Source organism: Cupriavidus sp. 01L43 (genome assembly GCF_056399925.1).
The window spans coordinates 337,495-354,173 of sequence record NZ_JBFTSH010000002.1 but is presented as its reverse complement, the minus strand read 5'-3'; the positions used below and the strand labels follow the sequence as shown (position 1 = coordinate 354,173).

The window sequence follows — 16,679 nt, the reverse complement described above, 5'->3', positions numbered from 1 at the left end:
AACACAATAACCCGGAGACCTTCGAAGCATGTCCAACCATGGCGCTGCCCCCCGCGACACCCTTGAAGTCACCTCCGCCACCGGCGATACGTCCGTGACCGATTCCGCGGCGATCGTCGATCGCGCCATCACCACGCGCCGCTCGATCCGGGCGTTCCTGGATACGCCAGTACCGCGCGAGACCGTCGAGGACATCCTCGCCGTGGCCAGCCGCGCGCCGTCCGGCACCAACACCCAGCCGTGGCGGGTCTACGTGCTCGCGGGCGACGCCAAGGCGCGGCTCTGCGCCGATGTGCTGGCCGCCTATGACGACCCGGAGCGCGACACCAAGTACCGCGAGGAGTATCCGTACTATCCGCGCGAGTGGGTCAACCCGTACCTGGCGCGCCGCCGCAAGGTGGGCTGGGACCTGTACGGCCTGCTGGAGATCAGCCGGGAAGACAAGGCGCGCATGCACGAGCAGCACGCCCGCAACTTCCGTTTCTTCGATGCGCCGGTCGGCCTGATCTTCACGATCGACCGAATCATGGAGCAGGGCAGCTGGCTCGACTACGGCATGTTCCTGCAAAGCATCATGGTGGCTGCGCGCGCCCGCGGGCTAGACACCTGCCCCCAGGCGGCGTTCACGCAATTCCACGGCGTCCTGGCCAGCCAACTGCAGCTGACCGAGAACGAGATGGTGGTGTGCGGCATGTCGCTGGGCTACGCCGACCCGGAGGCGACGGCCAATCAATTGGTCACGGAGCGTGAACCGGTGAGCGGGTTCGCGCGTTTCCTCTCATGACTTTGCGCCGGATTGAGGTTTCCCCTGATGAGGTTTTCACAAAAGCCACCGATATTGATGGTAGGGAAACTGTTTCTTATCTAGGTGCGAAGCGTTGTGCGCAGTTGTCGACAAACAAGTGCAAACGACAATCGCTGGCGCGAGAAATGGCCAATACGGCACATTTCCCGTAATGTGGAATTGTTTGCGAATCGAACTTTAAAGAGCCTTCGTAAGTCTTTAATCTTGCTAACAATTTCTTTATTTCCTAAACTAGCGCCATTCCACCAAATGCCGCGCTGAACAGATCATGTTCCGGTCCCAATCCTTTATTTCCCGACTCTTCAGCATGCCCCTGACCGCCATCGCCACTTCGGCGCTGGTGTCGGTGTCCATGCTGGCCGCGCCGGTGACGTACGCAGCGACGAAGTCGACTGCGACGAAAACCTCGGCCAAAAAGCAGGTAACTGCTTCCAAATCCACTAAAAAGGTCGCAGCCGCGAGCGAGAAACCCTCGTCATCGCGGAAGGTGATCGTGCTACGCCACGGCAAGAAGACCGTCGTGGCCAGTCGAGCGCAGCCGGTTCGCGCGGCCTTCGTGCCGTCGAAACCGACGCTCGCAGAGTCCATGGGCCTGCGCGATACGGAAGACGCGCTCGCGCTGCGTTCCTCCGTGGCGCTGGTGCTGGACCAGAACACGAACGAAGTCCTGTTCCAGAAAAATCCGACGGCGGTGCTGCCGATCGCCTCGATCACCAAGCTGATGACGGCGCTGGTGGTCATGGACTCGCACCTGCCGATGGACGAAGTGCTGACGGTGAGCGAGGAAGATCGCGACACCGAGAAGCACAGCAGCTCGCGCCTGCGCTTTGGCACGCAGCTGACCCGCCATGAAATGATGCTGCTGGCGCTGATGTCGTCGGAAAACCGTGCCGCTTCGGTGCTGGGCCGCAGCTACCCGGGCGGCCTGCCGGCGTTTGTGGGCGCGATGAACCGCAAGGCGCGCGAACTCGGCATGAACGACAGCCACTTCGTCGATTCGAGCGGCCTGTCGAGCAGCAATGTGTCGAGCGCGATGGACCTGGCCCGCCTGGTCAACGCCGCTTACCGCAACCCGACCATCCGCGAATTCTCGACCCAGACCGAGCATGAAGTGAACGTGCTGGGCCGTCCGCTCCATTACGTGAGCACCAACCGCCTCGTGCGCGGCGGCAACTGGGAGATCGGCCTGCAGAAGACCGGTTTCATCTCGGAAGCCGGCCAGTGCCTGGTGATGCAGGCCCGTGTGAACGATCGCAACGTGGTGATGGTGTTCCTGGACTCCGTGGGCAAGCTGTCGCGCTTTGCCGATGCCACGCGCGTGCGCACGTGGCTTGAGCACCAGCCGTCGGTGCAGGGTCCGCAACGGCCGTTCCCCAACTCCCCAAACCTTACGCAGGGTCCTAGTGCGCCGCACGCGGCGCACGCGATCCTGGCCTCGCAGCAGGCACGCGGCACCTGATTCAGGTAGCCGCCGCCAATTGAAAACGCGCCGCGGGGCAGCCCGTCGGCGCGTTTCTTTTTGGGCGATACGCGCGTGAGGCGCGCTCGTGGCGCGATCAGGCCGACACGGCGTCCGCCACGTAGCCCATGCCGCGCGAGATCTGCAGCGCGGTGTCCCTGAGGTTCTGCAGCCAGCTGTCCTGCAGGCGGTCTGCCGGCGCGGACAGCGACAGCCCGGCCACCAGCCGGCGCGAGTCGTCATAGATGCCGGCCGCGATGCAGCGCACGCCCAGCTCCAGTTCCTCGTTGTCGCGCGCATAGCCGTTGGTGCGCACCCAGCTCAGTTCGCGCTCCAGCTTGGCGATGTCCGTGATCGACGTGCCCGTATGCCCGGCCAGCCCGGTGCGCGTGGCATAGCTGCGCACGCGCCCGGCCTCGTCGGCAGCCAGGAACAGCTTGCCGACCGAGGTCAGGTGCAGCGGGGCGCGGCCGCCGATGGCGCGCACCACCTGCATGCCCGAGCGCTCGCTGTAGGCGCGCTCGATATAAACGATCTCATCGCCCTGACGCACCGACAGGTTCACGGTCTGCCCGGTGACGCGGTGCAGCGCGCGCATCGGTGCGAGTGCGGCATCACGCACAGAGAGCCGCGCCTTTACGAGATTCCCGAGTTCCAGCAACCGCATGCCGAGCCGATAGCTGCCGGGGTCCGAGCGATCCACGAAACGGCACGCCACCATGTCATTGAGAATGCGGTGCGCCGTGGACGGATGCAGGCCGGTGGCCAGCGACAGCTCCTTGAGACTGACGGGATCCGCGTGTTGCGCGAGCGCATCCAGCAACGTCATCATGCGTTCGATGACCTGGATCGAGGTCTTGCCGGGTGCCTTGTCTGCTTCTGCCATAGGAGGAAATGTTGCCGTGCGGCAAATTAAGCGTTTGCCTGATTCTATCTCGCATTGTGAAAATTTCAATAGGTGAAATGCAATTACCGAGATTCCCTTCCAGTGGTGGCGCCGCTTTCGCATGAGCGGCATTGCGCGCGGAGATGAACAAGTTTGCGGCGCGTGCTGCCCGCAGCGGCGCGGTGGGGGCGCATAATTGCGAGGTTTCGGGTCTGGATAAAAGGAAGCGATGCGAATCGGACTGTTCGCCACCTGTCTGGTGGACCTCATGCGCCCGGAGATCGGGTTTTCGGTGCTGAAGCTGCTGGAATCGGCGGGTTATGAGGTCATGGTGCCCGAGGCGCAGACCTGCTGCGGGCAGCCCGCGTACAACTCGGGCGAGCGCGCCGTCTCGCGCGATCTGGCCGAAAAATTCCTGCGTGAGTTCGAGATGTTCGATTACGTGGTGATCCCCTCCGGTTCCTGCGGTGGCATGGTCCGCGCGCACTACCAGGACCTGCTGCGCGACGACCCCGAACTCCACGGCCGTTACGAGCGCCTGCGCGAACGCGTCTACGAACTGACCGATTTCCTGGTCAACGTGGCCAAGATCGAGACCGTCGACTCGGCATTTTCCGGCCACGTCACCTATCACGACTCCTGCTCCGGTCTGCGCGAACTCGGCGTCAAGCAGCAGCCGCGCGCGCTGCTCGGCAAGCTGCCCGGCGTGCAACTGACCGAGATGAAGGATTGCGAGGCCTGCTGCGGCTTCGGCGGCACGTTCTCGGTGAAATACGGCAATATCTCGACGGCCATCGTCGACGAGAAATGCGCCAACATCCAGGCCAGCGGCGCTGATGCCGTGGTGCTGGGCGACCTTGGCTGCATGCTCAATATCGAAGGCCGGCTGCGCCGGTCCGGCGATACGCGCACCCGCGTGCTGCACATCGCGCAGGTCCTGGCGGGCGACGCCTGATCGATCGAACCTCGGCAAAATACGATGCAAGTCCACAGCATGGAATTCAAGGCGCGGGCCGGGCAGAAGCTCGCCGACCAGCGCCTCCAGCAGAACCTCAAGAAACTGTCGACGAAGTTCGTGACCGCGCGGGCCGATGCGATCCGCGACATCGACTTCGACGCCACGCGCGCCGCGCTCAAGGAGCGCCGCAACCGCGCGCTGGAAAACCTCGACGTCTGGCTCGCCAAGTTTGAAGAAAACGCGACCAAGCGCGGCGCCACGGTGCTGTTCGCCGAGACCACTGCCGACGCAGCCCGTCTGGTGGCCGAGATTGCGCAGAAGCATGGCGTGAAGAAGGTCATCAAGAGCAAGTCGATGGTGACCGAGGAGATGCGCCTGAACCAGGTGCTGGGCGAGATGGGCGTGCAGAGCATCGAGACCGATCTGGGCGAGTACATCCTCCAGATCAACGATGCCGAGCCGCCGTCGCACATCATCGCGCCCGTGATCCACAAGGACAAGGACGAGATTGCCGACCTGTTCGCCAAGGTGCACCACAAGCCGCGCCTGACCGACATCCCGCAGATGACCCGCGAGGCGCGCGAGGTGCTGCGCCCCGAATTCCTGTCCGCGGACATGGGCGTGACGGGCGGCAACTTCATCATCGCCGAAACCGGCTCGGTGGCCGTGGTGACCAACGAGGGCAACGAGGGCATGTGCACGGTCATGCCGCGCGTGCACGTGGCCGTTACCGGCATCGAGAAGGTGCTGCCGACGCTGGAGGACCTGGCCACGGTGATGCGGCTGCTGCCGCGCTCGGCCACCGGGCAGGCGATCTCCAACTACTTTTCGCTGCTGACCGGCCCGCGCGCCGAGGGCGAGCGCGACGGCCCCGAGCATATGTACTTCGTGATCGTCGATGGCGGCCGGAGCGGCCTGATCGGCGGCGAATTCCAGGAGATGCTGCGCTGCATCCGCTGCGGCGCCTGCATGAACCACTGCCCGGTGTATCAGAAGATCGGCGGCCATGCCTATGGCTGGGTCTACCCGGGACCGATGGGCAGCGTGCTGACGCCAAGTTATGTCGGCCTCGCCAATGCCATCGATCTGCCGCAGGCCGCCACACTTTGCGGCGAGTGCAACAGAGTGTGTCCCGCCTCGATCCCGCTGTCCGACCTGCTGCGCAAGCTGCGCGAGAAGCAGATGGAACGCGGCCTGCGCCCGTGGCAGGAGCGCCTGTCGCTGCAGGTCTGGGGCTATGTGGCGCGCCGCCCGGCGCTCTACGCCTTCGCCACGCGCATGGGCGCGCGTCTGCTGGCGCGGATGGGGGGCCGGAATCGGCTGATTGCCAGCCTGCCGATGGCGGGCAAGGGCTGGACCGACTCGCGTGACATGCCCGCGCCGAGCGGCCGGACCTTCCGCGAGTTGTACAAGGAGAGGAGGGCGCGCGCATGAGTACGCACCAGGACAACCAGCGCGCGCTGAACGCGATGCGCGAGGCTTTGGCCAGCCATGTGGCCGGCACCATGCCGGTGGCGGACCTCGTCGGCGCATGGCGAGCGGCGGCCACGTCGCTGACGCTGCCGCCGGTATTCGGTCAGGCGATGGAGGAGTTGCTGCGCCGCCTGGAGATGTCGGCGGTGTTCGCGCAGGATAGCTGCTCGTTCTCGAGCACGGCGGTCACGGACCAGCTCAAACGCTGGCTGGACAAGGCCGAGGCGACGTAAGCGTCGTAAGCGTCGTAAACGACAACGGCCGGGGAGCGCCCCCGGCCGTTATTCCATCCCGTTCGACTTAGCTCAGCAGCAGCGCGTCGTCATCCAGCTGCTCGTGCCGGGTCTGCTCGAACATCCGCAGCAGGTCGGGCACGTCGAGGCCCTTGCGTTGGTCGCCCGACACATCGAGCACCACCTGCCCCTGGTGCAGCATCACCGTGCGATCGCCGTAGTCCAGCGCCTGGCGCATCGAGTGCGTCACCATCATCGTCGTCAGCTTGCTTTCCGAGACGATGCGCGCGGTCAGTTCCAGCACGAAGGCGGCGGTTTTCGGGTCCAGTGCAGCCGTGTGCTCGTCGAGCAGCAGGATGCGCGACGGCTGGAGTGACGCCATCAGCAGGCTCACCGCCTGCCGCTGGCCGCCGGACAGCAGGCCGATCCGGTCCGTCAGACGATTCTCCAGCCCGAGGTTCAGCAGCCGCAGCTTGTCGCGGAACAGCTCGCGCGACGCCTTGTTCAGCGCCGGGCGGAAGCTGCGCCGCGAGCCGCGCGCCATGGCCAGCGCCATGTTTTCCTCGATGGTCAGCGCCTCGCAGGTGCCGGCCATCGGGTCCTGGAACACGCGGGCCACCAGATGGGCGCGGTCCCAGGCGGGCTGCCGGGTCACGTCGATGTCGTCGATGGTGATGCGGCCGCTATCCACCATCTGGTCGCCGCTGACGGCGTTCAGGAAGGTGGACTTGCCCGCGCCGTTGGAGCCGATCACGGCCACGAACTGGCCGCTCGGGATCTCCAGGTTCAGGCCGCGCAGCGCGCGGTTCTCGATCGGCGTGCCGGGGTTGAAGGTCAGCTTCAGGTCTTGTGCGCGCAACATCTCAGGCACCTCCGTTCTTGCGGCCAAACAGCTTCTTGCGCGTCGCCGGTAGCACCAGCGCCAGCGTCACCAGCGCCGCCGTCACCAGATTCAGATCCTGCGCCTTGAGGCCGATGAACTCCGTGTTCAGCGCCAGCGCGATGAAGAATCGGTACAGGATGGCGCCCAGCACCACGGCCAGCGTCACATAGACCAGACGCCGCGCCGGCAGGATGGTCTCGCCGATGATCACGGCGGCCAGGCCGATCACGATGGTGCCGATGCCCATCGAGATGTCGGACCCGCCCTGGGTTTGCGCGAACAGCGCGCCGGCCAGCGCCACCAGCCCGTTGGAGAGCGCCATGCCGGCCAGCGTGGCACGGCCCGTAGGCACGCCCTGCGACCGCGCCATGCGCGGATTGGCACCGGTGGCGCGCATCGCCAGGCCCAGTTGCGATGAGAAGAACCAGTCCAGGCCGACCTTCGCCACGATCACCACCACCAGCAGCACCAGCGGGCGCAGCAGGTAGTCGGGCAGCCACTCGGGCTGGAGCACCGTGAACAGGGTCGGCTCGGTAATCAGCGGCACATTCGGGCGACCCATGATGCGCAGGTTGACCGAGTACAGCGCGATCATCATCAGGATACTGGCCAGCAGGTCCATGATCTTGAGCCGTACGTTGAGCCAGCCGGTGATCCAGCCGGCCACCGCGCCGGCCGCGATGGCGGCGAGCGTGGCCAGGAAGGGGTCCTGGCCGGCGGAGATCAGCGTGGCCGCCACGGCGCCGCCGAGCGGAAAGCTGCCATCGACGGTGAGATCGGGGAAGTTGAGGATGCGGAACGAGATCAGCACCCCGAGGGCCACGAGGCTGAAGATCAGGCCGATCTCCAGGGCGCCCATAAGGGAAAAGAGGGACATGGGGAAATCCTGTTGCGGGGGACCGGCCGGGCTGTCGCGCGGCGGGTAGGCGGCGCGTGCGCTGCGGTCCGGAGGCCCCGGCCGGCCGGATAGGCCGGGCCGGGGCCGGAGAGCGTCAGGCCGCGCAACCCCTCGGGGGCGGCGCGGCCCGTTGCGGGTCTTACTTGATGACGGTCTTGGCTTCCTTGACCAGTTCCGGCGCCAGCGTCACGCCTTGCTTGGCGGCGGCGCTGGTGTTCACGAACAGTTCGAGGTTGTCCGAGGTCTGCGAGGCAATCGCGCCGGGCTTCTCGCCCTTCAGGATGCGCACGACGACCTTGCCGGTCTGGTGGCCCAGGTCGCTGTAGTTGATGCCCAGCGCGGCCACGGCGCCACGCTTCACGCTGTCCGTGTCAGCGGCCACCAGCGGAATCTTCGACTCGTTGGCCACCTTCACCAGCGCCTCGTAGGCCGAGACCACGTTGTTGTCGGTGTTCGTATAGATCACATCGACCTTGCCGATCAGGCTCTTGGCAGCCGGGCCGATGTCCACGGTACGCGGCGCGGCGGCTTCCTTGAGCGTCAGGCCTTGCTTGGCCAGCAGTTCCTTCAGTTCCTTGACCACCACCACCGAGTTGGCTTCCCCGGGGTTGTAGACCATGCCGACGGTCTTGACCTTGGGCACCACGCGCTGGATCAGGGCCACCTGCTTGTCCAGCGGCAGCTTGTCCGAGACGCCGGTCACGTTGGTGCCAGTAGCGCCCCAGCCCTTGACCAGCTGGGCGGCCACGGGATCCGTCACGCCCGAATACACCACCGGCACCGTCTTGGTGGCGGCCACCACGGCCTGTGCGGACGGCGTGGCGATGGCGACGATCGCGTTCGGCTGGTCGCCGACGAACTTCCGGGCGATCTGCGCGGCCGTGCCGGTGTTGCCCTGCGCGCTCTGGTATTCCCACTTCAGGTTCTTGTCGGCGTCGTAGCCGGCAGCCTTCAGTTCGGCGCGCACGCCGTCGCGGATGGCGTCGAGTGCCGGGTGATCGACAATCGACAGCACTTTCACGGTCTGGGCCTGCACGGCGCCGCCGTACAGCACGGACAGGGCGACCACGCCGCCGAGAATCGTTTGGGTGGATGCCTTGAGGCGCGACTGAAGACGCTGCATGTAATTGTTCTCCCCCGAGGGTTCGGTACTTTGGAAGCCTGCGAGGATACCATTTTCGGGGCTCTCGCGGCTCCCTTTTAGTGCACCGGTCGGCCATATCCTGCTGTTAAACGCCTCGGGGGGCAAGGCGTGCCGCAAATTATTGCGCCAGAAAGCCGATTATCGAGAATGTGTTGCGGTGCAGCATCCTCAGCCGGCAACGGGGTGGCGCAACGCGGCGGCACAGTCACGCACCAGGGAGGGGCCGCGATAGATCAGGCCGCTGTAGACCTGGACCAACTGCGCGCCGGCATCGATCTTCGCGCGCGCGTCGGCGCCGCTGAAGATGCCACCCACGCCGACGATCGGCAGGGCATCGCCCACCACGGCGCGCAGGGCGCGCACCACGCGGGTGGAGGATTCGAAGACCGGACGTCCCGAGAGGCCGCCCGCTTCCTCGGCATGGGGCAGGCCCTGGACCGCCTCGCGCGAAATCGTGGTGTTGGTGGCAATCACCCCGTCGATGCCGTGCCGCACCAGCGCATCGCCGATATTGCCGATCTGGTCGTCGTCGAGGTCCGGGGCAATCTTCAGGGCCAACGGCACGTAGCGCTTGTGCTGCTCGGCCAGGCGCTGCTGGGCGGTCTTCAGCGTAGAGAGCAGGCTGTCCAGCTCGCTGGCGCCCTGCAACTGGCGCAGGTTCTTGGTATTCGGCGACGAGATGTTCACCGTCACATAGCTCGCGTGCGGATAGACGCGCTCGAGGCAGTAGAGGTAGTCGTCGGCCGCGCGCTCGATCGGGGTATCGGCGTTCTTGCCGATATTCAGGCCCAGCACGCCGCCCTCGGCCTTCCAGCGCGACGCCTGGACGTTGGCCACGAAGGCATCCACGCCGCCATTGTTGAAGCCCATGCGGTTGATCAGCGCATCGGCCTGCGGCAGCCGGAACATGCGCGGACGCGGGTTGCCGGGCTGCGCGCGCGGCGTGACCGTGCCCACCTCGATAAAACCGAAGCCGAACGCGGCAAGGCCGTCGATGTACGCGCCATCCTTGTCGAGACCGGCCGCCAGCCCCACGGGGTTCGGGAAGCGCACGCCCATGACGGTGCGCGGATCGGCGGCGATGGTGTTGCCAAGGCAGCCGGCCAGGCCCATGCGCTGCGCGCGCATGAGGTTGTTCAGCGTGAAATGGTGGGCATCCTCCGCATCCATGGAGAACAGGGCGGGGCGAAACAGGGGATAGAGCGCGTTGAGCACGGGGAGGGGGCGCGGCCGGGGCCGGCGCGAAGTCGGTACCAGGGCGGCATTGTAGCGTGCGGCTGGCGCTACTCCTGGGCGGGCCCCGGTTGGGGTGGGGCGGCTGACGTGGTGACGGGCGCGGTGGCCTCGTCGTCGAACGGATGCCACTGGTTGCCCGTGAGCACCTGGAGCGGCCGGAAGCGCGCCTTGTAGGCCATCTTGCGGCTGTCGGCGATCCAGTAACCCAGGTAGAGGTGCGGCAGGCCCAGCTCGCGGGTCTGGTTGATCTGCCAGAGGATGTTGTAGGTGCCGTAGCTCGCGCCGACGGCCATCGGGTCATAGAAGGTGTAGACCGACGACAGGCCGTCGTCGAGCACATCGATCATGCTGACCATGCGCAGGCGGCCCGCCTCGGGCGAACCCGGCGGTTCGCGGAACTCCACCAGCCGCGAGTTCACGCGGCTTTGCAGCAGGAACTGCTCGTACTGGTCCCGGCTGTCCTGATCCATGCCGCCGCCTGCGTGACGCATCGACTGATAGAGCAGATACAGCGCGTAATGCTCCTCGACGTAGGTCAGCGGCGCCACCAGCGCCTGCAGGTTCTCGTGCTGGCGCCAGGCGCGGCGCTGGCTGCGGTCCGGACGGAACTGGTCCACCAGCACGCGGCACGGCGTGCAGGCGCGGCATTCGTCGCAATAGGGGCGATAGGTGAAGATGCCGCTGCGGCGGAAGCCGGCGCGCACCAGCCGGGAGTAGACATCGGCATTGATCAGGTGCGCGGGCGTGGCCACCTGCGAGCGCGCCATGCGGCCATCGAGATAGCTGCAAGCATAGGGCGCCGTTGCGTAAAACTGCAACGCGGAGAGCGGAAGTTCCTTCAGCTTGCTCATGGCTCGCTCATGACGAAAAGACGGAGGCGGCGGACACCGCGTGGCAGCATCCTGTCTGGCAGTCTATCAGAGCAAACCGGGCGGCGTGTGCAACGCGGTGCAGATCCGCTGGCGTTGCAATGATGGGGCGAAGGTCATATACTGGCCAGACCGCTTGAGAGGCGTCCCACTTATGGCAATCAGAGCCGGACAGTCGTGTCTCTCAGGCGGTTTTTCTTTTGTGCGCCACCGTCATGGTGGGCATGTCGCCACGTTCGCTGGCCCCCTCCCAAAGCAGTAGCCCCTTCGCGCGCCACACGCGCTCGAAATCCCTGTCTTCCTTCGCATAGATGCTCGCGAGCTCGTTGCAACGGGCGCGGCCGATTTGCTTGTCCGCATGCAGGATGGCAACGAGCGGGCCCAGATGAATGGTGTCGAAGGACAGCACTACCGCGTTCACATCATGCGGACGGGTGTGTGACCTGAAGATCGCCTTGGGTGCCAGCAGGGTGCCATATATCCCTTCCAGAAATCGCCGCGGCACGTTGTGCCGGAACAGCATTTTCTCGACATTGGCGACCTTCACGGCCAGCGGAAGGTCCGGGAAGCCAAGCTCCAGATAGCGGCGCGGCGTGTTGCCGAGCCGGATGGCGAGCCCCATCACCGTGTTGGCCTTGTCGGTCAGCAGCGTGGCACAGGTGGTCTTGAGAACGAGATCGTAATTGGGGTCTTTCATCCGGCAGGTGAACGGCAAGACACGCGAAGTAGCGAGTGTCTGCCCACCTGCCTTCAGGCGGATTTGCGCTGCGTCAAATAGCTGGCGCCCAGCGCGCCAGTACCGACTTGTCAAACTGCCACGGCGCGATGTCGGGCTGGGCGGTGGTGGCCCGGACGTGGGCGACAAAGTCCGCGCGCGGGATCGGGCTGGCGCCGAGGGAGGCCAGGTGGTCAGTTTCCTGCTGGCAGTCGATCATCGTCACGCCGTGCTGGTCGAGGAAGGCACAGAGTGCGGCCAGGGCGATCTTGGAGGCGTCCGTGCGCTGCGCGAACATCGACTCGCCATAGAACATGCGGCCCAGCGCCACGCCGTAGAGGCCGCCCACACGCTCGCCCTGGTACCAGCTTTCCACGGAGTGGGCGCGGCCGGCGCGGTGCAGGGCGCCGTAGGCGTTGACGATGTCGTCGGTGATCCACGTGCCGAACTGGCCGTCGCGCGCGGTCATGGCGCACGTGCGCATCACGGCGATGAAATCGTCGTCAACGCGGATTTCCCAGTCCGGGTCACGCAGCGTGCGGCGCAGCGTCTTGCGCAGGGTGGCCGAGACCTTGAGCGCCTGCGGAGCCAGCACCATGCGCGGGTCGGTGCTCCACCAGAGCACCGGCTGTCCTTCGGAATACCAGGGGAAGATGCCTTGCCGGTAGGCCAGCAGCAGCCGCTGCGGCGAGAGTTCGCGACTGGCGGCGAGCAGGCCGGGCGCATCGCTGGCCGGGCCGAGCGCCCGCTCGACAGGCGGAAACGGGTCCTGTGGGTCCAGCCAGGTGATCATGGGGCGGGCAGGGCGTTGCCCGCGTTCAGGGGGTAACGGGCGGTGTGGCGGGCGACGTGGCCGGTGACACCTCGGTCGCCGGCAGCGGCGTGGCACGGCTGGTCAGCGGCCGCATCGGCTTGTCGATGTCCAGGCTGTGCAGCCGGAAGCTGCCATCGGCGATCCGGCCCGCCGCGCGGTCGGCGAAGAAGCAGCGCAGCGTGTGGATGACGGTGGGGAAGGCCAGGTCGTCCCAGGGCACATCGGCTTCATCGACCAGCTTGACCTCGAGGCTTTCCTCGCCCGGGGCGATGTCCAGGTCCTGCAGCGTCGCCAGGTAGAACAGATGCACCTGGTGCACGTGCGGCACGTTGAGAATCGAGAACAGTTCGCCCACTTCCACGCGGGCGCCGGCTTCCTCGAGGGTCTCGCGCGAGGCGGCCTGGGCCGTGGTCTCGGCAATCTCCATGAAGCCGGCCGGCAGCGTCCAGAACCCGTAGCGGGGCTCGATGGCGCGCTTGCAGATCAGGATCTTGTCTTCCCAGACGGGGATCGTGCCCACGACGTTGCGGGGATTGACATAGTGGATGGTGCCGCAGCCGTCGCATACGCTGCGCGGGCGATTGTCGCCTTCGGGTACGCGCAGGACAACCGCATGACCACAGTTCGAGCAGAATTTCATGAGGGGCGTCCGGGAGGAATGGCGCCAAGTGTATCACCGCGCCGCCCGGCCGCTGCGGGCGCGATGTGCGCTCCTGGGGCGCACATCGCGCTGCCTCGGAGGGAGGTGGCTACTTGCGCTGAGTTGCCTTCGCGCCCCCCGTCGCGCCCGGGCTGGCGGTCGGCACCCAGTCCTCGGGGCGGTCTGGCGGCACGATGTCCGCCTTGCCCTTCCTGGGGTCCGGCAGGTTGACCGGCGCGGGCCGGTCGTTGCGGTGGCCCTTGGCGCCGTGTGCCGGCTTCTGGGCCGCCGGCTTGGCTGCGGTGGCCGAGGTTTCGGCGAGGGCCGCGCCGCCCGCCAGCGTGGCACAGGCCGCCGTGCAAGCCGCCGCCCAGATCGCCATCGATTTCGCGCTACGCATGGTCATGTTGGGTTCTCCTTCCGTTGCGTGTGAGATGCACCCTACGGACCTCCGGCGTCCGCCGCCATGGATTGACCTGGCGATGTGATGCAAGGTGCATCCTCGGCGCCATGAACATGATCGAGATCAAGTCTGTGGCGATTACGCCCCCTGCGACCTCGCCTGAACGGACCGCGATGCCTACCATCGGCCGCTCCTTTCCAACGCGGAGCAGAAAGATGAGAACAAGACACGTGGTGCGGTTGAGCGCAACCGCCCTGGCCCTGGCCATGTTCGTGGGGACGAGCATCCCCGCCATGGCCGTGACGGCGGCGAAGGAGAATGCCGCCACCCGCAGCAAGCCCCAGCCCAATCCCTTCCTCGCTGCAGAGGCGTACGCGGTGACCCATTTCGACCCCGCTCAGACCGATGTGATGCCTTACGCGCTCCCGCGCGGCACCTTCCATGTCGATCTGCGCAAGGCCCCACGCGTGCAGGCCGGGCCGATCAGCATCATGACCCTGGCCACGCCGTCGCCGCGCTATATGTGGGCGGCCTCGTCGGGCGGGGTTTCCTATGTGGATGTCAGCGATGGCGGCTGGCGCGAGGTGGCCAGGCTGCCCGATCCAGACGCGAAGCCGCTGCCCGCCGGCCTGCTCGACAAGATCCTCGCCGAACCGCTGGACGATGTCGCGCGCGTGGAGAAGGCGGTCAAGACCGACCTGGCGCTCGACCGCAAACGGATCAGCGCCAATACCTACGTGGTGTCCGGCAAGGATGGCGTGCTGTATGCGACCAATCGCTCCGCGGTCCGCGCCTATGGACTGGTCGATCCGAAGCGCCCGGAAGCGGGCATCAAGCTATTGCGGACGATCGATCTCAAGGATCGCCTGACGGCGGTGGAGAATGCCGGCGGCGTGATGCTGAACATGACATATGACGGCCATCTGGTGGTGGGCGCCGCGCAGTCCATCCGCGTGCTCGACCGCGACTTCAAGCCCGTCGGCGATGCGTTCCAGTTCCCGGAAGGCGAGATCGTCTCCAACGCGATGGCGGTCGACGAGAAGAACGGCATCTATATCGCCTCCGACAAGGTGATGCGGAAGCTTGTGTGGACCGGGAAGACGCTCTCCCGCGATGCCGCGCACGGCGCCTGGGAATCGGCCTATGACTCGGGCCAGACGCCGATGCCCAGCGTGAAGTTCGGCACCGGCACGGGCTCCACGCCGACCCTGATGGGCTTCGGCGATGATGCGGACAAGCTGGTGGTCATCACCGACGGCTCTGACCGCATGAAGCTGGTGGCCTTCTGGCGCGACGAGATCCCGGCCGGCTTCACGCAGCGGCCCGGCACGAAGTCGAACCGCATCGCCGATCAGATCCAGGTCACCTGCGGGCTGCCCGCCAGCACGCCCTACGTCCAGTCCGAGCAATCGGTGGTGGCGCTGGGCTATGGCGCGTTCGTCGTGAACAACATCCGGCCGAAGGGTGTGGCGGATCGACTGGTCGATGTGCTTGCGGGCGGCCCGGCGCTGACGCCGGCGGCGGGCGCGGAGCGCTTCGAGTGGGATACGAAGACCAAGGCGTGGCGCTCGGCGTGGACGCGCAACGATGTGGTGTCCACGAGCATGGTGCCGACCGTGAGCGGTCCGTCGCGCATCGTGTTCGTGAACGGCTATACCAAGGCGGACGGCTGGGAAGTGACTGGCATGGACTGGGAAACCGGCAAGACAGTCCATCGCTCGATCTTCGGTCAGGACAATCTGGGTAACGGCGCCTATGCACTGATCCAGTCCTTGCCGAATGGCGACCTGCTGTTCAACAGCATCGGCGGCCCGACGCGTGTGAAGTACCAAGCGACCGCCAAGTAAGAACGGCGGCCGGAAAACAAAAAACCCGCCTGATTGGGCGGGTTTTCTTGTTGCAGCGTGTTCTGCTGCGTATTCGTTCCGGCGGTTGGTTGCGGGGGCAGGATTTGAACCTGCGACCTTCGGGTTATGAGCCCGACGAGCTGCCAGACTGCTCCACCCCGCGTCCGTCGAAGCTGAGAGTATATGACAACCGTTTGCGCAATGCAACACCTTTGCCTCTCGCTTCTGATGAGTGCCGTGCAACCGGCACCCATCTTCCAGTTAGAGCACGCGAAGGGGCCCGTGGTTCAGGTCGATTTCGGGGTTTCGGTTGTGCGCTGCCACAGCGTCGCTTCGAACTCGAAGCTGTCGCGCTGCTGCAGGTCGTCGCGTTGCCAGATCACGCGGTCGGGGCGCACGGTCAGCATCCACGTGGTGGTGGCGAGCGGGTTCGGCTGGTCGAACGCGCGTGGCGTCAGCACCGCTGCGCACGGGCCGCGCTCGGGGTCGCGCACGGAGGTGTAGCGGATCAGGCCCAGCCCGGCTTCCCGCGCCAGACGGCCGAAGTCCTGGCAGGGCGCGTGGTCGTCGGGATCGGTCCAGCGTGGGTCATCGTGGAACGGGGCGGCGTCCAGCGCCACGCCGTCGGTCTTCACGCTGACCTGGAACAGCGTCTGCGCGCGGGCGTCGATGCGGGGCAGCGCGGGGCTGTCGAGCAGAAAGCGCCAGCGCCAGTAGCCCAGTTCGGCACAGGCCGTGCGGATGGCGTCGGCGCCATAGAACACGCCCGGGTCCTGTCCGCCGCGAAAGCGCGAGCCCCAGGGCGAGGGGGGATATCGGAAGGGCGTGAAGATCAGATAGTGGAGGTGGCGCGCGTCGGGGGGTACTGCGGGTTTGCCGGCGTCGAGCACGGCTTCGAGCACGGCCTGTTCCTCGAGGCTGTCCACCAGGGGCATGGTCGAGACCACATGCTGGGCCTCCACCGCCCGCCACAGTTTGAGCGCGAACGGCTTGCGCTCAGATGCGACCGCGGGTGGCGTCCAGGTAGTGAACGACACGTACGAGCCCTTCAGTCGTGCGAATCAGCTCGAGCGGCTTGCCGCCAAGCGAGAGGTTGTCATGGGTGAGCCACAGCCGCGCCTGCTCGTCGTGGCCGAGGATGGCATCGAGCGAGCGGAACAGGCGCACGAACAGCACGCCGAACTCCCACTCCTTGCGGTGCGCATCGAGCACATAGCCGCCGGACGCCATGCGCGAGACCGACGCCGTGCTGATGCCCAGCACGCTGGCCACGATGGCCTGGCTGATGCCAAGAAAGCCGGCCGCGCGCATCACGGCCTTGGTGAGCGTGGCGCCGGGGTTCACGCCGCCGGCGGGCTCGGTGTCCGGAATCTGATGAGATTGCATCGCCTTTGCTCCTTTCTTGGGAAACATTAT

At 66.1% G+C, this 16,679-nt stretch carries 18 protein-coding genes and 1 tRNA gene; 6 read left to right on the top strand and 13 right to left on the bottom strand.

Going from position 1 to position 16,679, the window contains the following annotated elements:
* Positions 1-28: 28 nt before the first annotated feature.
* Both AC1DP9_RS04720 and pbpG read left to right on the top strand, forming a co-directional pair.
* Positions 29-784, top strand: a complete 756-nt coding sequence (locus AC1DP9_RS04720; protein WP_255370746.1) for a nitroreductase — start codon at positions 29-31, stop codon at positions 782-784.
* Positions 785-1,073: 289 nt separating this feature from the next.
* Positions 1,074-2,264 carry a D-alanyl-D-alanine endopeptidase gene (pbpG, locus tag AC1DP9_RS04715; RefSeq protein ID WP_092292857.1) on the top strand — a complete coding sequence of 397 codons (1,191 nt, stop codon included), beginning with the start codon at positions 1,074-1,076 and terminating at the stop codon, positions 2,262-2,264.
* Positions 2,265-2,361: 97 nt separating this feature from the next.
* On the opposite strand, the gene AC1DP9_RS04710 is transcribed toward pbpG, so the two are convergent.
* Complete coding sequence (locus tag AC1DP9_RS04710; RefSeq protein WP_092292859.1) at positions 2,362-3,150, bottom strand: IclR family transcriptional regulator; 789 nt, start codon at positions 3,148-3,150, stop codon at positions 2,362-2,364.
* A 229-nt stretch (positions 3,151-3,379) separates the two neighbouring features.
* On the opposite strand from AC1DP9_RS04710, the gene AC1DP9_RS04705 reads away from it, so the two are divergent.
* Genes AC1DP9_RS04705 through AC1DP9_RS04695 form a run of 3 tightly spaced genes read left to right on the top strand, consistent with a single transcriptional unit; the run spans position 3,380 to position 5,814 of the window.
* Positions 3,380-4,105, top strand: a complete 726-nt coding sequence (locus AC1DP9_RS04705; RefSeq protein WP_092292861.1) for a (Fe-S)-binding protein — start codon at positions 3,380-3,382, stop codon at positions 4,103-4,105.
* A 24-nt stretch (positions 4,106-4,129) separates the two neighbouring features.
* Positions 4,130-5,542, top strand: a complete 1,413-nt coding sequence (locus AC1DP9_RS04700) for a LutB/LldF family L-lactate oxidation iron-sulfur protein (protein WP_092292863.1) — start codon at positions 4,130-4,132, stop codon at positions 5,540-5,542.
* Positions 5,539-5,814 (top strand): hypothetical protein, encoded by a 276-nt coding sequence (locus tag AC1DP9_RS04695; protein WP_477106744.1) that lies wholly within the window; start codon positions 5,539-5,541, stop codon positions 5,812-5,814. Before AC1DP9_RS04700 ends, AC1DP9_RS04695 begins: the two co-directional genes overlap by 4 nt.
* 67 nt (positions 5,815-5,881) lie before the next feature.
* Here the strand turns inward: AC1DP9_RS04695 and AC1DP9_RS04690 are convergent, their stop codons facing one another.
* The 9 genes from AC1DP9_RS04690 to AC1DP9_RS04650 all read right to left on the bottom strand — a co-directional run bounded on the left by AC1DP9_RS04690 (position 5,882) and on the right by AC1DP9_RS04650 (position 13,419).
* Positions 5,882-6,676: an ABC transporter ATP-binding protein gene (locus tag AC1DP9_RS04690; protein WP_441591157.1), complete on the bottom strand. Its 795-nt coding sequence runs from the start codon at positions 6,674-6,676 to the stop codon at positions 5,882-5,884.
* A gap of 1 nt (position 6,677) precedes the next feature.
* The gene (locus AC1DP9_RS04685) at positions 6,678-7,574 is read right to left on the bottom strand and encodes an ABC transporter permease (RefSeq protein WP_092292869.1); all 897 of its coding nucleotides are present in this window, start codon (positions 7,572-7,574) and stop codon (positions 6,678-6,680) included.
* 160 nt (positions 7,575-7,734) lie between these two features.
* Complete coding sequence (locus AC1DP9_RS04680; RefSeq protein WP_092292871.1) at positions 7,735-8,718, bottom strand: ABC transporter substrate-binding protein; 984 nt, start codon at positions 8,716-8,718, stop codon at positions 7,735-7,737.
* A gap of 189 nt (positions 8,719-8,907) precedes the next feature.
* Entirely contained in the window at positions 8,908-9,954 is a 1,047-nt protein-coding gene (locus tag AC1DP9_RS04675; protein ID WP_441591156.1) for a quinone-dependent dihydroorotate dehydrogenase, read from the bottom strand.
* A gap of 68 nt (positions 9,955-10,022) precedes the next feature.
* Entirely contained in the window at positions 10,023-10,826 is an 804-nt protein-coding gene (locus tag AC1DP9_RS04670) for an arginyltransferase (RefSeq protein ID WP_092292876.1), read from the bottom strand.
* Between the two features lie 202 nt (positions 10,827-11,028).
* Positions 11,029-11,541: a MuF-C-terminal domain-containing protein gene (locus AC1DP9_RS04665; RefSeq protein WP_092292878.1), complete on the bottom strand. Its 513-nt coding sequence runs from the start codon at positions 11,539-11,541 to the stop codon at positions 11,029-11,031.
* Between the two features lie 73 nt (positions 11,542-11,614).
* Positions 11,615-12,352, bottom strand: a complete 738-nt coding sequence (gene aat / locus AC1DP9_RS04660; RefSeq protein WP_477106743.1) for a leucyl/phenylalanyl-tRNA--protein transferase — start codon at positions 12,350-12,352, stop codon at positions 11,615-11,617.
* A 25-nt stretch (positions 12,353-12,377) separates the two neighbouring features.
* On the bottom strand, positions 12,378-13,013 hold the full coding sequence (locus AC1DP9_RS04655; protein ID WP_092292882.1) for an NUDIX hydrolase: 636 nt from the start codon (positions 13,011-13,013) through the stop codon (positions 12,378-12,380).
* Positions 13,014-13,122: 109 nt separating this feature from the next.
* A complete protein-coding gene (locus AC1DP9_RS04650; protein WP_441591155.1) occupies positions 13,123-13,419 on the bottom strand; it encodes a hypothetical protein in 297 nt (98 codons plus the stop codon).
* Positions 13,420-13,631: 212 nt separating this feature from the next.
* Here AC1DP9_RS04650 and AC1DP9_RS04645 point away from each other — a divergent pair, with 212 nt between their 5' ends.
* Positions 13,632-15,263, top strand: a complete 1,632-nt coding sequence (locus AC1DP9_RS04645) for a hypothetical protein (RefSeq protein WP_477106742.1) — start codon at positions 13,632-13,634, stop codon at positions 15,261-15,263.
* Between the two features lie 86 nt (positions 15,264-15,349).
* Here AC1DP9_RS04645 and AC1DP9_RS04640 read toward each other — a convergent pair.
* The 3 genes from AC1DP9_RS04640 to AC1DP9_RS04630 form a co-directional block, all read right to left on the bottom strand.
* A tRNA-Met gene (locus tag AC1DP9_RS04640) sits at positions 15,350-15,426 on the bottom strand.
* 124 nt (positions 15,427-15,550) lie between these two features.
* Positions 15,551-16,300, bottom strand: a complete 750-nt coding sequence (locus AC1DP9_RS04635; RefSeq protein WP_177219879.1) for an RES family NAD+ phosphorylase — start codon at positions 16,298-16,300, stop codon at positions 15,551-15,553.
* A complete protein-coding gene (locus AC1DP9_RS04630) occupies positions 16,260-16,649 on the bottom strand; it encodes an MbcA/ParS/Xre antitoxin family protein (protein ID WP_092292890.1) in 390 nt (129 codons plus the stop codon). Before AC1DP9_RS04630 ends, AC1DP9_RS04635 begins: the two co-directional genes overlap by 41 nt.
* Positions 16,650-16,679 lie beyond the last annotated feature (30 nt).